This window comes from Streptomyces sp. CC228A (assembly GCF_021390935.1).
Lineage (GTDB): Bacteria > Actinomycetota > Actinomycetes > Streptomycetales > Streptomycetaceae > Streptomyces.
On record NZ_JAJPUI010000012.1, the window covers coordinates 21292 to 43270 of the forward strand.

Consider the following 21979-nt stretch of genomic DNA (forward strand, 5'->3'; position numbering starts at 1 on the left):
ACCGCCATGCACCGCGCATTGATCGTCGTCGACGTTCAGAACGACTTCTGCGAGGGCGGCAGCCTCGCGGTGGCGGGGGGCGCGGACGTCGCCGCCGCCATCACGGACCTCGTCGGCGAGACCGCCGGAGCCGTGTACCAGCACGTCGTCGCCACCCGCGACCACCACGTCGACCCGGGCGACCACTTCGCCGACCGGCCGGACTTCGTCCGCAGCTGGCCCCCGCACTGCGTGGCCGGCACGGAGGGCGTCGGCTTCCACCCGAACTTCGCGCCCGCCATCGCCTCCGGCGCCGTGGACGCCGTCTTCGACAAGGGCGCCTACGCCGCCGCGTACAGCGGCTTCGAGGGCACCGACGAGAACGGGGTGCCGCTGGCCGAGTGGCTGCGGGCCCACGGCGTGGAGGAGGTCGACGTGGTCGGCATCGCCACGGACCACTGCGTCCGCGCGACCGCCCTGGACGCCGCCGCCGAGGGGTTCCGCACGCAGGTGCTGCTGGACCTGACGGCGGGGGTCGCCGAGGAGACCACGCACAAGGCCCTGGAGGAGCTGCGGGCCGCCGGGGTGGAGCTCAGCGGCAAGCCGGTGGTGTGAGGCCGCTCAGGGCCGGAGCAGAGCCCCTATCGGGTGCCACAGCTCCAGGGCCCGGCTCGGCGTGGTGCGCCACAGCAGCCCCTCCGGGTGGTGGAGCACCGCGGTGACCTCGTCCGGCGTCGGCGGGTGGGTGTTGCCCCGCAGGTAGGCCCGCAGCCCGAGGTTGCGCAGCCGGGTCAGGGCGCGCGAGCGGTTCGCGGCGTGGACGAGTATCCGTACGGTGACGCCCTCGGCCGCCGGGCTGGGCAGGCTCAGGGCCACCACCACGCTGCCTCCAGGCAGCTTGCAGAAACCACCATCAGGCACGGTGATGCCTCCCCCGTTGAGATGCGTGTCAATAAGAGTCGGTCAGGTGCACCTAAACACGATCGGCCGCCGCCCGCTAGAGGGCGACGGCCGATCATGCGTTGACCTGCGGTGATGCGGTCTACTTGGTGGACGGGCCCACCTGGACGGTGATCGTCTGGCCGCTGCGCGGCTGCTTGACGATCGCGATCCGGGTGTTGGTGTCAGTTACCTTGACGCTGGCCCGCGGGTTCTCCTCGGTCCAGTAGACGCCCTTGCGGTCGTCGAAGACCGGGACGCCCGCGTGGTTGCGGACGCGCTGCTTCACGCCCTCCTTGTGGAGGGTGAGGCCCTGGTAGCGGAAGTGGCTGAAGGTGGAGTCGTACGCCTGGATGCGGTTGCGCATCAGGGTGCCGTCCTTCCACTTCAGCGGCTCGGGGTTGGCGTCGATCGGGAGGATCAGGCCCTCACCGGGGTGGACGGCCGTGTTGTTGTCGTTCTGGGAGGTGTCCCACTTCCAGATCAGCAGACCGGTCTGGTACGGGTAGTGCTCCACCCAGTCGTCCTTCGAGCCGATGAAGCCGAAGTTGTACGGGCCGACCTTGAGGGTCGCGTCGTACGAGACGTACTGGCGGTTCTCCGCGATGTAGTACTGGGCGTACTCGTCGGAGATCGCCTCGCCGATGCGGGAGAAGCCGTTGGCGGTCCAGCCGGCGGCCTCGGACTCGGCGTCGTCGGCGAAGAGCTCGGCGCCGTCCGCGGTGATCTTGATGTTGTCGGCCGCGAAGCCCTTCTCCGCCACGCCGCCGTCGGTCAGGTAGCGGAAGCGGAGGTCGACCTTCTTGCCGGCGTAGGCGTCGAGGCCGTAGACCAGCTTCTTGTGGCCCTCCGAGTGGCCGGTCAGCGCCGGGGCGCCGCTCGCGTCCTTGGTGATGGCGGCGCCGTCGGCGGTGCCGTCGAGGGCGTTCCAGGTCGCGCCGCCGTCCGCGGAGACCTCGGCGTACAGGTAGTCGTAGTCCGCCTCGATCTCCCACCAGCCGTCGAGCGACAGCTCGGCCGACGCCTTGCCCGTCAGGTCGACGGAGCGGGTGAGGGTGTTCTTCAGGTCGTCACCCATGTTGCTCCACCACTGCATGGAGCCCTGGGCCGGCTTGACGATCGGGGTGGTGACGCGCTTCTTGGGCAGCTCGACGACCAGCGCCTGCGGGTTCTTGGTGTTGTACTCCGCGACACCCAGCTTGTGCTTCGACTTGGTGCCGGCCTTGGCCTTCTCGTAGTTGAGCCAGCCCAGCTGCAGCTTGTCCCAGGCGGTCATGTCGCCCGGCATGTCCCCGATGGTGTCCTTGCCGGTGCCCAGCCAGGAGCCCGAGGACATCAGGGACCAGAAGCCCGTGGAGTTCTCCGCGCCCGGGGCGCCGGAGGTGTCGTACAGGTCCGGCAGGCCGAGGTCGTGGCCGTACTCGTGGGCGAAGACGCCGAGGCCGCCGTTCTCCGGCTGGACGGTGTAGTCGCCGACCCAGATGCCGGTGTCGCCGATCTGGGCGCCGCCCGCCTTGTTGTGCTCGGGGCCCGTCTTGCCGACGCTGGTGCCGTACGCGTACCAGCGGTGCGCCCACACGGCGTCGCCGCCCTGGGCGCCGCCGCCGGCCGACTCGTCCTCGCCCGCGTGGACGATCTGGAAGTGGTCGATGTAGCCGTCGGGCTCGTTGAAGTCGCCGTCGCCGTCGAAGTCGTAGCGGTCCCACTTGTCGTACTGGGACAGGGCCGCCTTGATCTCCTCGGTGGACTTGCCCTCGGCCTTCTGCTGCTCGGCCCAGGCGTTCACACCGTCGCGGACGAGGTCCCACACGTTGGCGCAGTTGGACTGGCCGCAGTAGTTGGAGCCGTAACGGGCCTCGTTGTAGTCGACCTTGACCCAGTCGGTGACGGTGCCCTCGACGGAGTAGCGGCCGGAGGACTGGCGCTCGTAGTACGTCTTGAGCGAGTGCTTCTGGCGCCCCTGGGCGTCCTTGCCCTCGCCGAAGTACAGGTCCTGGAAGTGCTCCCGGCTGTAGTCCTCCTGCCAGGCCGTGGAGTTGTCCTTCGAGCGGTCCGGCTTCGCTATCTGGTTGTGCAGCGGGCCGGGCGTGCCGCCGTACTTCGGCTTCGGCTCGTCGGTGTCGTCGTCCTTGCGGTCGACCAGGGTCTCGTTGTCGACCTTGTCGCCGAACTCGACCAGGATGGTGAAGATGCGGTCGGTCTTCTCCCGCGCCAGCTCGACGTACTTCTTGCTGTCGAGCTTGACGACCTGGGAGCCGCCGCGGCGCTGCACCGCGGACTCGCCGGACAGCACCTGCTCCAGGGCGGCCTGGCGGGCCTTGGCCTGCTGCTCGCTGAACGGGCCCTTGAGGTCGTGGTCGACGTGGCCGGCCTTGCCGTGCGCGTGGCCCTCCTCGACCGCGCCCGGTGCCGGATCGTGCCGCTCGATGCCCGTGTCCGGGCGGTTGTCGGCCTGGGCCGTGGTGAAGGCTCCGGCGGTGGCGGCGGTCGCGGCCATGGCCACGAGCACCGCGGAGGCGCGGAACGCCCTTCGTGTGTTGGTCACTTGTTTGTTTCCTCCCCTGCGCACCGCAGCCGCGGATGGGGGGTCACGTGATAATCCGCGTGCGGTCGCGCGCCACAAGTGACGACATTCGACCGGACGCGCGCCAGAAAAGATAGTCTTGACTTGGACAGGCCAACTACCCTATGTGGACACGCCAATCCGCATACCGGACAGGGGAGTCGGGGGCGCACGAGGGGCGCACGAGGGGCCGGCAAGGGTTCGGGGAAGGGTGCCGCGAGGGTGGGCGGACGGAACCCCGCACGCCTTCCGCCCGTCCCGGCACGACGCTTCCGCGCCCCGGAATGCGCCCCCGTGCGTCCGTACGGTGGGTCAGGTCACGCTTACCGCCCGTTCCTCGGGGGCATCGAGCGGCGTAGAGTCGCCCACCAGTGCGACCGCGTTGCGAGACTCCACCACCCGAGGACGGAAATCCGCCATGTCGCGTCCGACCGCCGCACCTCTCGCCTACGGTTCGGCCACCGTCGTCAGCACGACCGTCGCCCTGATCCTCCTCCTGCGGCCCGCGCCCGGCCCGGGTGTCGCGCTCATCGGAACGGCCGCCCTGCTGCTCGGCGTCCTGGTCGCGCTGGCGGTCCAGGCACGCCGGGCGCGGACGGCGGGCACCGGGCCGGCACCCGCAGGTCCTGAGCCCGCCGGCACCGGCCCGGCTGCCGGCCGTCCCGGGCGCGGCCGCCCCGGGCCCGCCGAGGCGGCCGCCCACCGCCCCGCGCCGGTCCGCCGCCGCGACCCGGCGCCGCTGGGCGGGCCGTCACCGCGCCGCTGACACCACCACGGTCTTCGCGGCCTTGTCGTGCAGGCCCTGCTTGTAGGGCTTGTCGAAGATGATCATGATGAGCAGCAGCAGCGGCCACAGGCAGGCGCAGCAGATCAGCGCCGGCAACCACAGCACCAGGGCGCGGATCAGCGCGGCGCTCACCGGGGGGACGCTGCCGTCGTTCAGCATCGCCACCCGCATGCCCATCAGCCGCTTGCCGACCGTCTGGCCGTTCTGCTTCGCCGTCATGTAGGTGTCGTAGCCCACGTACGCCGCGATGGAGATGAGCTGGAACGCCCACTGACCGCCGTCGTTGTTCGCCGCCCACACGTCGCTGAGGTCGGCGTTGTCGTCGCCCACCCGGGCGTACACCCCGAACGGGATCCCGAGCACGGCGAGCGGGACGAAGATCAGCAGCCAGTCGAGGAAGCGGGCCAGGACCCGCTTGCCCGTGTCGCCGAGCGGCGGCATCCCGGCGAGCGGGTCGCTGCCGCCGTACCCGTACGGGCCGCCCCCCGGAGGGCCGCCGTACGGTCCGCCACCGGAGCCACCGTCGTACGGGCCGCCGCCGTAGGGGCCCGCGCCTCCCGTGCCACCGCCGTACGGGCCGCCCGGCGGCGGGCCGTAGGGGCCCTCCCCGCCCGGCGGCGGGGGCGGGGGCGGGGTGTGCCGCCGCCGCCCGGTGACTCGGGCGGCGGCTTGCGGAGCGGGTCGTCGTCGGGGTTCTGATCGGGCCTCGGCGGTTCGTTGCTCATGGGGGCAGTGCATCGTGCGCCGCCGACGCCCGCATCCGTTCACGTGCCGTTCGGGGGAAGCGGGCCTCCCCGCGCGGCCGCGGGCGCGGGGAGCCGGCGCCCCGCCCTCGGCACGGGCGGGCCTGCGGGCGGGACCTGCGTGCGCGGCGCCCGGTACGCGGCACTCCGGGCGGGCCGAGGGCGCGGCGCCCGGTACGCGGGGCTCCGCTCACGGCCCTTCGCGGCGGGGCCGGCTGGTGCGCGCCCCGCGCGTGCGCGTCCGGTCCGCGCGGGCCTCTCAGCCCCTCGCCACGAACGTGCGGGCCGCCTTGTCGTGCCAGCACTGGCGCCAGGGCCGGTCGACCAGGCACCACAGGACGTTGAGGACGCCGACCGCGAGGAGCCCCAGCACCCCGTACACCAGCCAGCGGCGCAGGGCCGCACCGAATCCGGGGGCGTCGTGCGACTCGATGTCCCGGACCTGGAGGCCGCACAGCTTCTTGCCGAGGGTGCGGCCCCACCTGGCGGTCGGCAGGGCCTCGTACAGGACGCCGAGCACCAGCACCAGGGCGAGCGCGATGCCGAACTGGACGGCGTTCGTGCCGTCCACCAGCCACACGGTGACGGTCTCGCCGGACTGCTTGGCCCGGTCGAGCTTGTCGGCCACGTGCCGGACGCCGCTGAGCACGAAGGGAGCGCCGGCGGCGCGCGGCGAGGGCGCCGAAGACCACCGTGTCGACGAGGCGGGCGGCGAGCCGCCGGCCGGGGCCGCGGGCTTGGCGGCGGCCCGCTCGCGGGCGGCCCGGATGAAGGGGTCGTCGACGGGCGGCTTCCACGGCGCCACCGGCTGCGCGGCCGCCGCCTCGCCCGCGAAGCCGGGGCCGGCCACGGCCGGGGCGGCGCCGGCGGCGGGCACGCCGGACGCGGCGGGCGCCTGGGGCTGCTGCGCCAGTTGGTGCACCTGCTGCGCCCAGGAAGCCGCGCCGCCGCCGGGGCCGGCGGTCACCGGGGCAGCGGCCTGGGACGGGACGGACGGGGTGGCCGGGGCTGCGGGGGCGGCGGGTGGCTGCGCGGGTCCGGACGCGGCCTGGCCGTGCCGCACGGGCCCGGACTGCGCGGGCCCGGACTGCGCGGGCCCGGACTGCGCGGGGAGGTGCGGGTCCCGGGTGCCCTGGGCGGCCTGGGAGCGGGCCCGGATCGTCATGGTGCCGTCAGCGGCGGCCTGCGCACGAGGCTGCCGCTGCGGTTCCGCTTCCGCTTCCGGCCGGGCCGCGGTGTGCCGTACGCCGGGGAGCGCGCCGCCCGTCGGGTCGGCGGGCGCGGCGGCGGACCTCGGGTCGGGGGTGGCGCCCCAGGACACCTGGCGGTCGCGCTCGTCGCCGTACCCCCGCTGGCGGGCCGGGTCGGCCTGCCACGCGGACGCGGGCTCGACACCGGCGGACCGTTCCGGTTCCGGTTCCGGTTCCGGTTCGGGGCCGGGCTCGGAGGAGAAGCTCGGATCGTCGTCCAGGAACATCGGCCCCGTCTCCTCGACGGCCGGGGCGGGCCCCGGGGTCGGGGCGGCCGGGAACGCCGGGGCGGGCGCGGCGGCTGCCGGGCGGGGGCGGCCGGGAACGCCGAAGCGGGCGCCGCCGGCATGGCCTCGCCGTCCTTGGGGGCCGGACGGCTCGTTCCGGGCACCCAGGCGCCGCCGTTCCAGTACCGGATGTATCCGGGGATGGAAGGGTCTGGGTAGTACCCAGCCGCTGGGTTGCCGTCGCCGGTTGCCGGGGTTGGGGCGCTCATCACCGTGGTCCCGTATCTCCTCGATGGCCTCGCTTGAGGCACCACATCTATCAGACGGCCGGACACCCGCGGGTCGCCGCGGAGCGGGCGGGGCTTGTCCGGTCACCTCTCTGTCACGCAAAGTAACAGAAATTTCCCGGTGAAAGTCGCGTAATGAAAAGGAGCGAAGCCCCTCTCCCCTGTGCGGCCGACCGCCGGCCGCACGGCACCGAGACAGGGAGAGACGCGATGTACGAGACGATCGTGGTGGAGCGTGAGCTGGAGCTGCGGCTGGTCCTGTCCCCGGAGCACAGCGTTCCGGTACCGGCCCGGCTGACCTACCGCACGGCGGACCCGTACGCGGTCCACATCGTCTTCCACGTCGGCTCGGACCACCCCGTGCACTGGACGTTCGCCCGGGAGCTGCTGGTCGAAGGGGTGTTCCGGGCCTGCGGGCACGGGGACGTGCGGATCTGGCCGACGAAGTCGGAGGGGCGCAGCGTGGTGCTGATGGCGTTGTCCTCCCCGGACGGCGACGCCCTGCTGGAGGCCCCGTCGTCCCAGGTGTCGGCCTGGCTGGAACGCACCCTGCGGGTCGTGCCGCCCGGCACGGAGGCGGAGCGGCTGGGCCTGGACGACGCGCTGGCGGCGCTGCTGTCGGCGGGGGCGTGACCCCTGTGGGGCGGGGCGTTGCCCTGGGGGCCGGAGCCTGGCCCCGCGGGTGCCGAGCCCGGCCGTCGGACGTCAGAACAGCTTGCCGGGGTTCAGGATGCCGAGCGGGTCGAAGGCGTGCTTGACCGCCTGGTGGAGTTCGAGGGCGACGGGGCCCAGTTCGCGGGCGAGCCAGTCCTTCTTGAGCAGGCCCACGCCGTGTTCGCCGGTGATGGTGCCGCCGAGTTCCAGGCCGAGGGCCATGACGGCGTCGAAGGAGGCGCGGGCGCGGCGGGTCTCGTCAGGGTCGTGCTGGTCGAAGCAGACGACGGGGTGGGTGTTGCCGTCGCCCGCGTGGGCGCACACCCCGATGGTGAGGCCGTACTCGGCGGCGATGGCGGCGGTGCCGTCGAGCATCTCGGCGAGCCGGGAGCGCGGGACGCACACGTCGTCGATCATCGTGGCGCTCGACACGGTCTCCAGTGCGGGCAGCGACATGCGGCGTGCCTGCAGGAGCAGTTCGGACTCGGCGGCGTCCTCGGCGGGGACGACCTGGGTGGCTCCCGCGCCGGTGCACAGCTCGGCGACGGCGGCCAGGTCGGCGGCGGGCTCGGGAGTGTCGAAGGCGGCGAGGAGCAGGGCGGCCGTGGTGTCGGGCAGGCCCATGTTGCCGAGGCGGTTGACCGCCTGGAGGGTGGTGCGGTCCATGAGTTCGAGCAGCGAGGGGGTGTGGCCGCGCTCCATGATGGCGCAGACGGCGGCGCACGCCTCGGCCGTGGAGGCGAACTCGGCGGCCAGCGCGAGCTGGGCGGGCGGTTTCGGCCGCAGCGCGAGCACGGCCCGTACGACGACGCCGAGGCTGCCCTCGGAGCCGACGAACAGCCGGGTCAGGTCGTAGCCGGCGACGCCCTTGGCGGTGCGGCGGCCGGTGGAGAGGAGGCGGCCGTCGGCGAGGACGACGTCGAGGCCGAGCACGTACTCGGCGGTGACGCCGTACTTGACGCAGCACAGCCCGCCGGAGGCGGTGCCGATGTTGCCGCCGATGGTGCAGGTCTCCCAGCTGGACGGGTCGGGCGGGTAGTGCAGGCCGTGGGCGGCGACGGCCCGGGACAGCGCGGCGTTGACGACGCCCGGTTCCACGACGGCGACGCGGTCGACGGGGTTGACCTCCAGGATGCGGTCCATCCTGGTGAGGGAGAGCACGATGCACCCGTCGGTGGCGTTGGCGGCACCGGACAGGCCGGTGCGGGCGCCCTGCGGGACGACGGGTACGCGCAGCGCGGTGGCGGTGCGCATCACGTGCCGGACCTGCTCCACCGTGCGCGGCAGCACGACGACGGCGGGAGCGCCCGCGGCGCAGAACCCCGCCATGTCGCGTGCGTAGGAGGCGGTGACGTCCGGGTCGGTGAGCAGGGCCTCGGGCGGCAGGCCGGCGCGGAGCCGGTCGACGAGGTGCGTGGCCTGGAGATCGTCCATGGCGCCAGCGTGGCACCCGGGGCCATCGGTGTGAACCGGGCGTGTAGGGGCCGCGGCCTGTCCGGGCGCCCGGCGGGACGCCCGCACAGTGAGCCGCATGAGCACGAAGGGCGAGCAGCACGGCAGCGACGGGCGGCACGGAGCGGACGAGCCCGCGGGTGGGCGGCCTGGCCCGGTGGGGCCGGACGGGTCGGCGCCGACCGCAGGTACGGGAGTGGGGGAAGGCACGGCTGACCGGGCGGCGGCGGCAGCCGGGCAACGGACGGCCCGCACCGCTGCGGGCGGGGGCGGAGACGCAGCAGCGGACGGAGGCGGACAGGCAGCGGCAGACGGAGGCCGAGACCCGGCGGCGGGCGGGCGGGCGGCCACGGCCGGGACGGACACCCCCGACGAGCCGCAGGAGCCCGGCGCGCCCCCTCACCTCACGCCCCGCGCGTTCCAGGCGCCCCCACACGGCGGACGCCCCGCACCCGCCCGGCGGGCCGCAGGAGGCCGTCCGGGGGCACGCGCCCGCCGGGCCGCAGGAGGCCGTCCGGCCGCAGGAGCCCGCCGGGCCGCAGGAGCCCGCCGGGCCGCAGGAGCCCGCCGGGCCGCAGGAGCCCGCCGGGCCGCAGGAGCCCGCCGGGTCGCAGGAGCCCGCCGGGTCGCGCGGGCGGTCCCCGGCCCCCGAGCCATACCCGCCGGCCGAACGCCCCGCGCCGCACCGCGGGTTCGGGAGGGGCCGCGGGGCCCGGCAGGGCCGCCGGGTCGGGCGGATGTCCCAGGTGGTGCTCGTCGCCGGGGCGGGCGCGGTGCTCGCGGGCGCGGCGGTGGTGTTCCTGCCGGAGGGCGGCGCCGGCCTGTTCGGCGCCGGGAGCACCGGCGTCCCCGCCGGGCACCCGGCGGCGCCCGGGGCCGCGGCGCGCGCGGCCACGGCGGTGACCGCGGGGGCGCAGGCGGCGCCCGCGGAGCTGGCCGCGCTCATCAAGGACCGGGAGGCGTGGGTGCGGGACCACCCGGGCGACGAGGCGTCCTGGGCGGTGCTGGGCGCGGCGTACGCGGAGAGCGGGAGGAGGGCGGCCGACCCGGCGGCCTACCCGAAGGCGGAACAGGCGCTGCGGCGCTCGCTGGAGGCGTACCCGGCGGCGCAGGGCAACGTGGAGGCGGTGCTCGGCATGGGCGCGCTGGCGCAGGCTCGGGGCGACTTCGGAGCGGCCCGGCAGTGGGGCGGCAAGGCCGTGAAGCTGCGCCCGAAGCACTGGCGGGCCCAGGCGCTGCTGGTGGACGCGTACCGGGGGCTGGGCGACCAGGCGGCGGCCGGCCGGGCGCTGGAGCGGCTGCGGAAGCTGCACGCGGGCGCGGCCGCCATGACCCGCACGGCCCAGGTGTACCGGGACAAGGGCTGGCGGGAGGACGCGTCGGCGGTGGCGTACGACGCGGTGGCGAAGGCCGCCACGCCGACGGAGCGCGCCGCGTGCCTGGCGCGGCTCGGGGACCTGGCGTGGGAGCGGGGCGAGCCCGCGGAGGCGCTGGCGCAGGCCGAGGCCGCGCTGCGGCTGAGTCCCCGTCACGCCCCCGCGCTGGCGGGCCGGGCGCGGGCGCTCGCGGCGCTGGGGCGGCCCGGCGAGGCCGCACGGGACTGGGCGGCGGCGCTGGCGGCGCGGCCGGACCCGGCGTACGCGCTGGAGGCCGGCGAGCTGGCGCAGTCCCTGGGCCGGGAGGAGGAGGCGCAGGACCGGTACGACCTGCTGCTCGACCGGTCCGTGGAGGGGATGACCCAGGGGGCGGACCACGCGCTGACGCTGGCGCGGTACGAGGCCGACCACGGCTCGCCGGAGACGGCGGTGCGCTGGCTGCGGGCGGAGTGGCGGCGCGGCCACCGCTCCGCGGACGTGGCCGACGCGCTGGGCTGGGCGCTGCTGCGGGCCGGGGAGGCGCAGGAGGCGCTGCCGTACGCCCGCCGGGCCACGGAGCAGGGCCGGCGCAGTGCGCTCTTCTCGTACCACCGGGGCGCGATCGAGCGGGCGCTGGGACGGGACGGCGAGGCGCGGCGGCACCTGGCGGAGGCGCTGCGCACGCACCCGCACTTCTCGCCGCTGCACGCCCCGATGGCACGGCGGGCCCTGGAGGCGCTGGGCGAGCCGTCGGCGGAGCCGCCGCCGCGCTAGGTGCGCCCGGCCGGGCAAACTGCGGCCCCGCGGGTCAGGTTCCGCGGGGCCGCAGGGCGGGGAGGGGGTGCCTACAGGTTGCCCCGCTTGGCCTGCTCGCGCTCGATGGCCTCGAACAGGGCCTTGAAGTTGCCCTTGCCGAAGCCCATCGAACCGTGCCGCTCGATGATCTCGAAGAAGACGGTCGGGCGGTCCTGGACCGGCTTGGTGAAGATCTGCAGGAGGTAGCCGTCCTCGTCGCGGTCGGCGAGGATCTTCAGCTCGCGCAGCGTCTCGACGGGCACGCGGGTGTCGCCCACCCACTCGCCGAGCGTGTCGTAGTACGCGTCGGGGGTGTCGAGGAACTGGACGCCGTGCTCGCGCATGTAGCGCACGGTGGCGACGATGTCGTTGGTGGCGAGGGCGACGTGCTGGACGCCGGCGCCGCCGTAGAACTCCAGGTACTCGTCGATCTGCGACTTCTTCTTCGCGATCGCGGGCTCGTTGATCGGGAACTTCACTTTGAGGGTGCCGTCGGCGACGACCTTCGACATGAGGGCGGAGTACTCGGTGGCGATGTCGTCGCCGACGAACTCCTTCATGTTGGTGAAGCCCATGACCTTGTTGTAGAAGCCCACCCACTCGTTCATGCGGCCGAGCTCGACGTTGCCGACGCAGTGGTCGACCGCCTGGAAGGTGCGCTTGGCCGGCGGCTCGACGAGGGGGGCGGCGGCGGCGTACCCGGGCAGGTACGGGCCGTCGTACTCCTTGCGCTCCACGAGGGTGTGGCGGGTCTTGCCGTAGGTGGCGATGGCGGCGAGGACGACGGTGCCGTGCTCGTCCTTGAGCTCGTACGGCTCGGTGATGCCGGTGGCGCCCTGCTCGACGGCGTACGCGTACGCCTTGCGGGCGTCGGGGACCTCGATGGCCAGGTCGATGACGCCGTCGCCGTGCGCGGCGACGTGCTCCGCGAGGAAGCGGCCCCAGTCGCTGGTGGGCTTGATGACGGAGGTGAACACGAACCGGGCGGAGCCGTTGGAGAGCACGTAGCTCGCCGTCTCGCGGCTGCCGTTCTCCGGCCCGGCGTACGCGACGAGCTTCATGCCGAAGGCCGTGGAGTAGTAGTGCGCGGCCTGCTTGGCGTTGCCGACGGCGAAGACCACCGCGTCCATTCCCTTCACCGGGAAGGGGTCGGCCTGCCGGGCGGTGTCAGGGGTGTGATTCATGGTCTCAGTCATGGCGGCAGCGTCCCGCCGTTCCACAAGATGCGCAATAGTTTGCGTATCCACTGGTCAATCTGCACAGTGCAGCGCCACTATGGTCGGGCGATCTGTACATGATGACCACCGGGAGAGCGCCATGGCGATCGATCATCTGGACGGCCGTCTCATCGCCCTGCTCGCCCGCGAGCCGCGGATCGGGGTGCTGGAGGCGTCGCGGCGGCTCGGTGTCGCCCGCGGCACCGTGCAGGCCCGGCTGGACCGCCTCCAGGCGAGCGGCGTGATCCGCGGCTTCGGCCCCGACGTGGACCCGGCGGCCCTCGGCTACCCGGTGACGGCCTTCGCCACCCTGGAGATCCGGCAGGGCCAGGGCGCGGACGTGCGGGAGCACCTGGCAGGCGTGCCGGAGGTGCTGGAACTGCACACGACGACCGGCCGCGGGGACATGCTGTGCCGCCTGGTGGCCCGTTCGAACGCGGACCTCCAGCGGGTCATCGACCGGGTGGTCGGCATCGACGGCATCGTCCGCGCGTCCACGGCGATCGTGATGGAGAACCCGGTGCGGCTGCGCATCATCCCCCTCGTGGAGCAGGCGGCGAGCGAGGGCGGCTGAGCCCTGCCGGGTGCGGAAGCCGCTTCGAGCCGGGGCCGGTCCGCGTGGTCCGCCGGGCGGTGTCCCGGCACCGGCGGCCCGGCCCGCACGAACCGCCCAGAGCGCACCCGCGGCCGGCGACCGGCACCGCGCCGCTCCGTGCGACCCGCCCGCAGGGACCTGCGGCCGCGTGCCGCGCAGCGCCGCCCTCACGATCCGCCCACGGCCGGTGCCGGGCCTCGCCGGGTGTTCCGCCCGCCCGGGCGACCACCACCCGCACCTTGGGGCCTGCGGGCCCGCGCCCCGACCCGTGCCCCCGCGGGCCCGCTCGCGGGACCGCTCGCGGTCCGCGGCCGGTGCCGGGCCGGTCAGTTGTCCGCCGCGAGCGCCGACGGCGTCCGGCAGCCCACGATCGCGGGCGCCTCGCGGACCAGGCGGTCGTCGGTGAGCGCCTCGACCATGAAGAGCGCGTAGTCCACCCGGCGGGTGAGGTTGCTCGCCAGCGCGGGATCGCCGACGTGGCGGCGCCAGACGGGCAGGCCCTGGCTCTCGCCCTCCTCCAGGTCGCTGCCCCGCACGACGGTCCACCGGGTGTCGCTGGCGAACACCCGCCGGCACGCCTCGACCTGGTCGTCCACGTCGATCAGCCGGAAGAGGCGGCCGAGGGAGCCGACCACGGCGGCGAGCGCCCGGAACCTCCGGCTGTAGACGTCCTTCCCGTCGCGGGTGATGTGCCAGCCGCACGAGAAGACCAGCCGCGCACCGCGCGGGGCGAAGTCGAGCACGGCCTGCGCCGTCCCCGTCGCGTACTGCCGGACGCCCCAGGGCACCAGCACGGTGAGGACCCCGTCGCACCCCTGCACCGCCCGCCGGACCACCTCGCGGTCGTCGGTTCGGCCGGGCACCACGGTGATCAGGCCGGCGAACGCGTCGAGTTTGGGCACACTGCGCTCGCGGCACACGCCGACGACCTCGTACCCCCGGTCCAGGGCGTGCCGGACCATGTACCGGCCCAGCTTGCCCGATGCGCCGATGATGCAGACCTTCATACCGTCTCCTTCGGGTGGGGGCGCCCGGTGGTGACGCCCTTGACCAGCAGCCACGCCGTCAAGCCCAGCTCGCCGAGGGCCGCGGGAAGCAGCAGGACCGTGCTCGCCGTCCCGCCGTGGCCCGCCACGAGCAGGCCGAGCAGGCTGTCCGCCACGTACGCGGCGCCGCCCGCGGTGACCAGCGCGCCCAGCGCCCGCGGCACGTAGCGGGAGCGGTACAGCAGGACGCCGACGCACAGCAGGTGCACGCCGAAGACCACGAGGCCGAACAGGAACGCCGTGTCGAAGGCGGCGAGCTCCGCCGACGCGCGCACCTCGCCCCCGGCTGCCCCGCCTCCCGTACGGGCCGGATCGCCGAGCAGGGCGTAGGCGTGGAACACGCCGGTCACGGCGACCCCGAGCAGCGCCGCGAAGAGCAGCCGGAACGCCGTCGCCAGCAGGGCGAGCAGACCGTCGACCCCCCGCAGCAGCAGGTACAGCGGCAGCGCCACGGCGGCGTCGGCGGCCACCAGTACGGTCCAGCCCAGCAGGACGGCCGTGAACAGGGTGTGTCCGCTCCGTACGTTCTCGGCGGTGGCCGCGGCGTCCCCGGCCACGACGAACCCGTCGAGGGCCGTCGTCGCGAACATCCCGCACACGACGATCACGAGGAACAGCAGCCCCGTGAGCCGTGCAAGCCGCTGCGGTGACCTCTGGTCCATGACGACTCTCTCCCGTGACCTTACAACGTAAGGCTAGCTTACATAGTAAGGTTGTCAACCGGCTGAGCCGTGGAGGAAGAAGGACGATGGCCGGAAACACCGCACCGCGGGTGCCACTGGACCGGGAACGCGTGCTGCGCGCCGCCGTCGGGATCGCCGACGACGGCGGCGTCGCCTCGCTGACGATGCGCAGGATCGCCGAACGCCTGGGCGTGGAGGCGATGTCGCTCTACCACCACGTGGCCAACAAGAACGACATCCTCGACGGCATGGTCGACACCGTGTTCGGCGAGATCGACCTGCCCGCTCCGGACGAGGAGTGGCGGCAGGCCATGCGCCGCCGGGCGGTCTCCGCGCGCGACGCGCTCACCCGGCACCCGTGGGCCGTCGGCCTGATGGACTCCCGCGCCACTCCGGGGCCCGCGACCCTGCGGCACCACGACGCCGTCATCGGGTGCCTGCGCGGGGCCGGGTTCTCCCTGGCGCTCACCGCGCACGCCGTCTCCGTGATCGACAGCTACCTCTACGGCTTCGTCCTGCAGGAGCGCGCCCTGCCGTTCCGGACCGAGCAGGAACTCGCGGCGGTCGCGGACACGATCATGGAGCAGCTGCCCGCCGACACCCACCCGCACCTGACGGAGATGATGAGCGGCCACGCCCTGCGGCCGGGCTACCGGTACGCCGACGAGTTCGCGTTCGGCCTCGACCTCATCCTGGACGGCCTCGCCCGCCTCGCCCGCCCCGCCTGACGGCCCGCGTCACGTCGTCCTGCGCCGGTCCGCGCCGCGGCCGGGACGCCGGGCCGCCCTGCGGCGGCGCGCGGCCTGGCGGTGGTACGCCTGTCGCCCGCCGGGCGGCAGGCCGGGGACGTCGCGGCCCGGCGGAGGCGGCCGCCCCCTTCAGGCCGTGGCGTTCAGGCGGTGGCGTTCAGGCGGTCGCGTTCACCGGTCGGCGTTCCGGCGGCCGCCGCGTGCACGCGGTCGCCGGGGTCAGCAGGACGGCACCTGCCCGCCGTCGTCCAGGGCCCGCAGGGACGACACCGCGTCCGTCAGCGTGGTGACCGGGATGAGCCGCATGCCCGCGGGCAGCTCCGACTCCGCGTCCCCGCACTCCGCCTTCGGCACGAGGAAGACCGTGGCGCCGTCCCGGGCAGCGGCCTGCGTCTTGAGGGACACCCCGCCCACGGCGCCGACCCTGCCGTCCGGGGTGATCGTGCCCGTACCCGCGACGACCCGGCCGCCCGTGAGGTCGCCGGCCGCCAGCTTGTCGACGACGCCCAGCGAGAACAGCAGGCCCGCGCTGGGCCCGCCCACATCGGCCAGGTGGAGGCGCACGTCGACGTCGTCCGGGTCCTCGCCGACGTAGTCCAGCGCGGCGAGGACGGCGCTGTCCTGGGACTGCCGCATCTGGCCGAGGTTGCGCTTCTCGATCTCCGCGTCGGTCTTGCCCGCCGGGTAGACGGAGTCGCGCGGCAGCACGGCCCGGTCCGTGCGGAACCAGCCCTCCACCACGTCGGCGAGGCCGACGTCGGCGCTCGGCGAGGTCGCCAGGATGGTGGTCATCAGCAGCTCACCGCTGGTCTCGTGGACCTGCGCACCGGAGATGGTGATGATCGGGCGGCCCTTGTCCGCCCCGAGGACGTTCGCGGTGGTGCCGGGCTGCGCCAGGGTGAAGGGCAGCGGCGCGAGGACGGCCACGCCGAACAGCGCGAGGATGGGCACGGCGCACAGGGCCAGGGCACGGGGGCGGGAGAGACGGGAGAGGCGGGAGAACACGGAAGCCAATCTATCCGCCCGACCGGCACGGGGCCCCGCAGCGCCGACCACCGCCCGCGCGGGGCCCGCGACGCGGCGGCAGCAGGCGACGCCCGCCGGGTGCGTCCTTCGGCCGGCGGCCGCTGTGCACGCGGCGACCACTGGCACGACCCGGACGACCCGGACCGGCACTCGCACCGCGCAGCCGCCCGCACCGCCCCGTGACCGAGCACGGCCACGCGACCGAGCCCGGCCACGCACCGGGCAGCGCGGCCGCGCCCGCCGGCCGCTCTCAGCGCAGGGCGTCCGCCACCTCGCGGGCCGCGTCCACGACGCGCGGGCCGACACGTTCTGGTACGGCGTCGCTCAGCATGACCACGCCCACGCTGCCCTCTATGCCGGTCACCCCCAGCAGCGGGGCCGCGGCGCCACTCGCCCCGGCTTCGAGTTCGCCGTGCGTGAGGGTGTAGCCGGGCTCCCGCAGACCGCCCTGCCGGGCGCCCAGGATGGCCCGCCCCGCGGCGCCCCGGTCGAGCGGGTGGCGGAAGCCCGCGCGGTACGCCACGTGGTAGTCCGTCCAGGTCGGCTCCACGACCGCGACCGCGAGAGCCTCCGCGCCGTCGACGAGGGTCAGGTGCGCGGTGGCCCCGATGTCCTCCGCGAGGGAGCGCAGCGCCGGCATCGCGGCCTCGCGGACCAGCGGGTGCACCTGGCGGCCGAGCCGCAGCACCCCGAGGCCGACGCGGGCCCGGCCGCCGAGGTCGCGGCGCACGAGGGCGTGCTGCTCCAGGGTGGCGAGCAGGCGGTAGACGACGGTGCGGTTGACGCCGAGCCGCTGGGACAGCTCGGTGACGGTCAGCCCGTGGTCGGTGTCGGCGAGCAGTTTGAGGACGCGTAGTCCTCTGTCGAGCGTCTGGGAGGTCTCCGCGGTCACGACGCCCCTCCTTCGGAGTGAGTGACGGCGGACACTCCCGGGGGCTCCGGCGACACCTGTCCCGTCAGGGTCGTCGCTCCGAGAGGCCGCCGGCAGGCCTTGGCACACCGGCTGCGCTCCGCGGCGACGCTGCCACGGGGCGTGCATGTGCCGGGGACAGTAGCGACAACACTCCGCTCAGCGGAAGACCTCGTCCAGAATCCGGGCGCGGATGAGGACTTGATCCGGATTTGCGGGCCCGGTACGGGCGCCCCGGTGCCCGACCCGGGCCGTACCGGAGCCGTACGGGGCAGGGCCCCGGAAGCCGTACGCCCGCACCTGAAGCGCCACACCTGAAGCCGTACGTGAATCCGTACCGCGCCCCGGTAGGCGAGCCCTGCGGCGGCCCGCACCGGGGGCCGCACGCCCCGTCCCGTGCCGTCCCCGGCGGGCACCGCCGGCCGTCAGTCCCGTACGAAGGCCGGTACGCGCGCCGCGGTATGCGGACGTGCGCGCGGCTCCGGGTGCGGCCCGGCACGGGGCCCGCCGCCGGTCGGCGGGCATACGGGCGGGCGGACAGGCGGACAGGCGTGCGGGCGTGCGGGCGTGCGGGCGTGCGGGCGTGCGGGCGTGCGGGCGGCTCAGCGCATGCGCGTGGCCCACTCCTGGACCTTCTTGATCCGCTCGCGGATCTGCCCGGCCGTGGCCTCGGCGCTGGGCGGGCCGCCGCAGACGCGGCGCAGCTCCGTGTGGATCACGCCGTGCGGCTTGCCGCTCTGGTGCACGTAGGCGCTGACCATGGTGTTGAGCTGCTTGCGCAGCTCCATCAGCTCCTTGTGGGACACCACGGGCCGCCGCTCGGCGGGCAGTTCGAGCAGGTCGGCCTCCTCCGCGGGCTTCTGCCTGCTGTGGGCGATCTGCCGGGCCTGCCGCTTCTGGAGGAGCAGCTGCACCTGGTCGGGCTCCAGGAGCCCCGGGATGCCGAGGTAGTCCTGCTCCTCCTGGCTGCCGGGGTGGGCCTGCATGCCGAACTCGGCGCCGTTGTACATCACGCGGTCGAAGACGGCGTCGGACTCCAGCGCCTCGAAGGGCAGCATGTCCTGCTCCCCGGTGTCCTCGTCCTGCTGCTTGTTCGCCTCGTCCATCTCCTTCTCGGACTCGGCGTACGGGTCCTCGTCCTCGCCCGCCTTCTTCGGGCGGTCCAGGACGTGGTCGCGCTCGACCTCCATCTCGTTGGCGAAGCCGAGGAGCATGGGGATGGTCGGCAGGAACACGGACGCGGTCTCGCCGCGCCTGCGGGACCGCACGAAGCGGCCGACGGCCTGCGCGAAGAACAGCGGGGTGGAGATGGTCGTGGCGTACACGCCGACGGCGAGCCGCGGCACGTCGACGCCCTCGGACACCATGCGGACGGCGACCATCCAGCGGTCGTCGCTCTCGCTGAACTCCTCGATCCGTTTGGAGGCGCCGGTGTCGTCGGACAGCACGACGGTGGCGCCCTGCCCGGTGATCTCCCGGATCAGCTTGGCGTACGCGCGGGCCGAGTCCTGGTCGGAGGCGATGACCAGGGCGCCGGCGTCGGGGATGGCCTTGCGGACCTCGGAGAGCCGCTGGTCGGCGGCGCGCAGCACGTTCGGCATCCAGTCGCCGCGCGGGTCGAGGGCGGTGCGCCACGCCTGGGAGACGGCGTCCTTGGTCATGGGCTCGCCCAGCCGGGCGGCGATCTCGTCGCCGGCCTTCGTGCGCCAGCGCATGTTGCCGCTGTAGCTGAGGAAGATGACCGGCCGGACGACGTTGTCGGCGAGGGCGTTGCCGTAGCCGTAGGTGTAGTCGGCGGCGGACCGGCGGATGCCGTCGTTCCCCTCCTCGTACGTGACGAAGGGGATCGGGTTGGTGTCGGACCGGAACGGCGTACCGGTGAGGCAGAGGCGCCGGGTGGCGGGCTCGAACGCCTCCAGGCACGCCTCGCCCCACGACTTGGAGTCGCCGGCGTGGTGGATCTCGTCCAGGATGACGAGGGTCTTGCGCTGCTCGGAGCGGTTGCGGTGCAGCATGGGCCGCACGCCGACGCCGGCGTACGTGACGGCGACGCCGTGGTACTCCTTGCTGAGCGGCCCCGCGCTGTACTCCGGGTCCAGCTTGATCCCTATCCGCGCGGCGGCGGCCGCCCACTGCTTCTTCAGGTGCTCGGTGGGGGCGACGACGGTGATCTGCTGGACGACGTGGTGGTGCAGCAGCCACGACGCCAGGGTGAGCGCGAAGGTGGTCTTGCCCGCGCCGGGCGTGGCGACGGCGAGGAAGTCGCGGGGCTGCTCCTGGAGGTACTTGTCCATGGCGGCCTGCTGCCAGGCGCGCAGCTTGTTGGCGGTACCCCAGGGGGCGCGGCCGGGGAAGGCCGGTGAGAGGTGATGGGAGGCGGTAGTAGTCACGGTCTCCGATTCGGGCTCTCGGACGCGGGGGCGCGCACCGCCGGTGCGCGCCACGACAACCGGGCCACCCTACCGGGGGCCCGGCGCCCGTCCGGGCCGGACGGCGCCGTGACCTCGGGGACTGCGACGGGGGTCACACCCCGGTGTTCTCCAGCTCCTCAACGCGCGGCGAACCGGGGCAAGTGCGCCGCGATCTTCGCTACGTCGAGAGCGCCCTGGCACACATCGAGCACGAACCGCTCCGCCTCGTCCACATCGAACGCGGCGTCGAGGGGATGGCCGTTCATGTGCAGGAACACCCAGGTCGCATACCAGGCGAGGCGCTTGTTGCCGTCGATCAGTGCGTGATTGCGTGCGAGCGACTCCATGAGGGCCGCGGCCTTCTGCCACACGTCCGGGTAGGCGTCCTGCCCGAACACACTGGACTGGGGACGGGCGAGCGCCGAGTCGAGCAGCCCGTAGTCGCGCACCTCGGGCGTACCGAGCCGCTCGGCCAGGTTCAGCACCTCGGGCAGAGTGAGGTAGTGCATCAGGCGAGCCTCCGGTTCAGCTCCTCACTGACCTTCAGCACGTGTTCGGCGGCCTCGTTGAACAGCCGCGAGTGTTCGTTTATCGCCCTGATGACGGCGTCGTGCGCGAACGACTGCATACTGCGGCCCTCAGCTTCGGCGCGCTCGCGCAGCGCGGTCAGCTCTTCCTCGGTGAAGCGCACATTGAGACCTGCCATACCATGACGGTACCGCACGGTACCGCCCGGTGTCACGTGCGAGCAACGCCCGCCTCGGCCGGTGTTCCGGCGCCATGGCCGCAGGGGCGGCCGGTCACCCGCCCACCGGTCCGACCCGCACCCGCGCCGCCACCCAGGCCCCCAGCAGCGCGACGCCCGCCATCGGCAGGAAGACGGCCGCGAAGGCCACGGGGTGCGACCCGGCTCCGGCCGCCACCCCGTGCCCCGCCGCGGGCGACCCCCGCCCAGGGCGGCGAAGGCGGCCCCGCCCGCCGCGAGCAGCAGCACGTTCGACAGCCCGTCCGAGATCTGGAGCGCGGCCGAGTTGTTCCCGGCCTCCTCCGGCGCGGACAGCTTCAGCAGCAGCACGCTCGCGGAGGAGATCACCAGCCCCATACCGAGGCAGCCGAAGCCCCAGGCCACACCGACGGTCCACACCGGCACCGCGGGGATCAGCACGCTCGGCACCGCCGCGATCGCCGCCGCGACCATCAGCATCCCCAGCACCATCAGCCGCTCCCGGTACGGCTCCACCGCGGGACGCGACTGGACGAACGACCCCAGCGCCCACGCCGCGCCGCCCACCGCGAGCGACATGCCGGCCATCGTCGGGCTCAGCCCCCGCTCGGTGACGAGCATCAGCGGGATGAACGACTCCGACGCGATGAACGCCCCCGCCGCGATCCCGCGCAGCAGCACCACCGACGGCAGGCCGCGGGCCGCCCGGAAGGTACCCCCCGGCAGCAGCCCCAGCGCGGCCGGCACCAGCAGCGCCACACCCACCAGGGCCGGGGCGGCGGACAGCCAGCGGAGCTCCTGCCCGGCGTACTGGAGGAGGCCCGCACCGAGCGAGATCCCCAGCGCCAGCCGCAGCCGCCGCCGGTCGAAGCCGGCCGCCGGCGCACCCGGGTCGGCGGGACCGGACGCCCGGCTCCGGATGGCGGGCAGGGCGAGCGCCAGCGGCAGCACCACGAGCGCGGGGATCCCGAGGAAGACCCACCGCCACCCGAGGTGCTCGGTGACCGTGCCGGCGGCCAGCGGTCCGACGATGGACGGGATGACCCAGCTCGCCGCGAACGCCGCCATGATCGCGGGCCGCAGCCTCTCCTCGTACGCGCGGCTGACCACCACGTACAGCGCGACGATCACCAGGCCGCCGCCGAAACCCTGCACGGCCCGCCCGGCGATGAACAGCCACATCGCCCCGGCGGTCCCCGACACCACCAGGCCGGCGGCGAACGCCCCGATGCCGGTGGCCAGCGCCGCCAGCGGCCCGTCGCGGTCGGCCCACTGCCCGGCCAGCACCATGCCGAACAGGCTCGTGGTGAAGAACGCGGAGAACGCGAAGGCGTACAGCGGCACCCCGCCGAGCTCCCGCGCCGCGACCGGCATCGCCGTCCCCACGGCGGTCGCCTCGAACGCGATCAGCAGCACGACGGAGACGATCCCGACCGTCAGCGCCCGGTGCGCCCGGTCCAGCACGCCTCCGCCGCCTCCTTTCCCTGCGGGGGGAGCGGAGGCGGCGGACTCAGCGGCGGTGTCGGGGGGCTCCAGGGCGCTCATGCCCTCCAGAGTAAGAGGCGTACAGGCGGTTAGCCCCTGTAT

At 74.3% G+C, this 21979-nt stretch carries 17 protein-coding genes and 3 pseudogenes; 6 read left to right on the top strand and 14 right to left on the bottom strand.

The genetic code is table 11. The features are described 5' to 3' along the window. Positions 1–6: 6 nt before the first annotated feature. Positions 7–594 carry an isochorismatase family protein gene (locus L6E17_RS27170; RefSeq protein ID WP_236243320.1) on the top strand — a complete coding sequence of 196 codons (588 nt, stop codon included), beginning with the start codon at positions 7–9 and terminating at the stop codon, positions 592–594. Positions 595–600: 6 nt separating this feature from the next. On the opposite strand, the gene L6E17_RS27175 is transcribed toward L6E17_RS27170, so the two are convergent. Beyond that, the gene (locus L6E17_RS27175; protein WP_236243321.1) at positions 601–900 is read right to left on the bottom strand and encodes a hypothetical protein; all 300 of its coding nucleotides are present in this window, start codon (positions 898–900) and stop codon (positions 601–603) included. A gap of 121 nt (positions 901–1021) precedes the next feature. Next, a complete protein-coding gene (locus tag L6E17_RS27180; protein ID WP_236243322.1) occupies positions 1022–3463 on the bottom strand; it encodes an immune inhibitor A domain-containing protein in 2442 nt (813 codons plus the stop codon). A gap of 436 nt (positions 3464–3899) precedes the next feature. On the opposite strand from L6E17_RS27180, the gene L6E17_RS27185 reads away from it, so the two are divergent. Further along, positions 3900–4247 (top strand): hypothetical protein, encoded by a 348-nt coding sequence (locus L6E17_RS27185; protein ID WP_236243323.1) that lies wholly within the window; start codon positions 3900–3902, stop codon positions 4245–4247. Here L6E17_RS27185 and L6E17_RS27190 read toward each other — a convergent pair. Continuing rightward, positions 4233–4993, bottom strand: a pseudogene (locus tag L6E17_RS27190) (RDD family protein). The gene L6E17_RS27185 and the pseudogene L6E17_RS27190 sit on opposite strands and share 15 nt — an antisense overlap. 277 nt (positions 4994–5270) lie before the next feature. After that, positions 5271–6757 (bottom strand): annotated as a pseudogene (locus tag L6E17_RS27195) (RDD family protein). Between the two features lie 228 nt (positions 6758–6985). On the opposite strand from L6E17_RS27195, the gene L6E17_RS27200 reads away from it, so the two are divergent. After that, on the top strand, positions 6986–7408 hold the full coding sequence (locus L6E17_RS27200) for an SsgA family sporulation/cell division regulator (protein ID WP_236243324.1): 423 nt from the start codon (positions 6986–6988) through the stop codon (positions 7406–7408). Positions 7409–7480: 72 nt separating this feature from the next. Here L6E17_RS27200 and L6E17_RS27205 read toward each other — a convergent pair whose 3' ends face one another. Continuing rightward, positions 7481–8863 (bottom strand): FAD-binding oxidoreductase, encoded by a 1383-nt coding sequence (locus L6E17_RS27205; RefSeq protein WP_236243325.1) that lies wholly within the window; start codon positions 8861–8863, stop codon positions 7481–7483. Positions 8864–9618: 755 nt separating this feature from the next. Between L6E17_RS27205 and L6E17_RS27210 the strand changes: the two genes are divergently transcribed. Then, positions 9619–11010, top strand: a complete 1392-nt coding sequence (locus L6E17_RS27210; RefSeq protein ID WP_236243326.1) for a tetratricopeptide repeat protein — start codon at positions 9619–9621, stop codon at positions 11008–11010. Between the two features lie 71 nt (positions 11011–11081). Here L6E17_RS27210 and hppD read toward each other — a convergent pair whose 3' ends face one another. Further along, positions 11082–12227 (bottom strand): 4-hydroxyphenylpyruvate dioxygenase, encoded by a 1146-nt coding sequence (gene hppD / locus L6E17_RS27215; protein ID WP_236243327.1) that lies wholly within the window; start codon positions 12225–12227, stop codon positions 11082–11084. Positions 12228–12348: 121 nt separating this feature from the next. On the opposite strand from hppD, the gene L6E17_RS27220 reads away from it, so the two are divergent. Beyond that, on the top strand, positions 12349–12822 hold the full coding sequence (locus L6E17_RS27220) for an Lrp/AsnC family transcriptional regulator (protein ID WP_236243328.1): 474 nt from the start codon (positions 12349–12351) through the stop codon (positions 12820–12822). A 347-nt stretch (positions 12823–13169) separates the two neighbouring features. Here L6E17_RS27220 and L6E17_RS27225 read toward each other — a convergent pair whose 3' ends face one another. Both L6E17_RS27225 and L6E17_RS27230 read right to left on the bottom strand, forming a co-directional pair. Further along, on the bottom strand, positions 13170–13850 hold the full coding sequence (locus L6E17_RS27225) for an NAD(P)-dependent oxidoreductase (protein ID WP_236243329.1): 681 nt from the start codon (positions 13848–13850) through the stop codon (positions 13170–13172). Next, positions 13847–14551, bottom strand: a complete 705-nt coding sequence (locus L6E17_RS27230) for a DUF4386 domain-containing protein (RefSeq protein WP_236243330.1) — start codon at positions 14549–14551, stop codon at positions 13847–13849. Before L6E17_RS27230 ends, L6E17_RS27225 begins: the two co-directional genes overlap by 4 nt. 86 nt (positions 14552–14637) lie before the next feature. Here L6E17_RS27230 and L6E17_RS27235 point away from each other — a divergent pair, with 86 nt between their 5' ends. Next, on the top strand, positions 14638–15300 hold the full coding sequence (locus L6E17_RS27235; RefSeq protein ID WP_236243331.1) for a TetR/AcrR family transcriptional regulator: 663 nt from the start codon (positions 14638–14640) through the stop codon (positions 15298–15300). A 240-nt stretch (positions 15301–15540) separates the two neighbouring features. Here the strand turns inward: L6E17_RS27235 and L6E17_RS27240 are convergent, their stop codons facing one another. The 6 genes and pseudogenes from L6E17_RS27240 to L6E17_RS27265 all read right to left on the bottom strand — a co-directional run bounded on the left by L6E17_RS27240 (position 15541) and on the right by L6E17_RS27265 (position 21937). Continuing rightward, positions 15541–16326 (bottom strand): S16 family serine protease, encoded by a 786-nt coding sequence (locus L6E17_RS27240; protein WP_236243332.1) that lies wholly within the window; start codon positions 16324–16326, stop codon positions 15541–15543. 271 nt (positions 16327–16597) lie between these two features. Beyond that, entirely contained in the window at positions 16598–17239 is a 642-nt protein-coding gene (locus L6E17_RS27245) for an IclR family transcriptional regulator (RefSeq protein ID WP_071271757.1), read from the bottom strand. Between the two features lie 620 nt (positions 17240–17859). Further along, positions 17860–19647, bottom strand: a complete 1788-nt coding sequence (locus L6E17_RS27250; protein ID WP_236243333.1) for a DEAD/DEAH box helicase — start codon at positions 19645–19647, stop codon at positions 17860–17862. 158 nt (positions 19648–19805) lie between these two features. Continuing rightward, positions 19806–20177 carry a type II toxin-antitoxin system death-on-curing family toxin gene (locus tag L6E17_RS27255; protein WP_236243334.1) on the bottom strand — a complete coding sequence of 124 codons (372 nt, stop codon included), beginning with the start codon at positions 20175–20177 and terminating at the stop codon, positions 19806–19808. Then, on the bottom strand, positions 20177–20374 hold the full coding sequence (locus tag L6E17_RS27260; protein WP_236243335.1) for an Arc family DNA-binding protein: 198 nt from the start codon (positions 20372–20374) through the stop codon (positions 20177–20179). Before L6E17_RS27260 ends, L6E17_RS27255 begins: the two co-directional genes overlap by 1 nt. A gap of 94 nt (positions 20375–20468) precedes the next feature. Continuing rightward, positions 20469–21937, bottom strand: a pseudogene (locus tag L6E17_RS27265) (MFS transporter). Between the last annotated feature and the right edge of the window lie 42 nt (positions 21938–21979).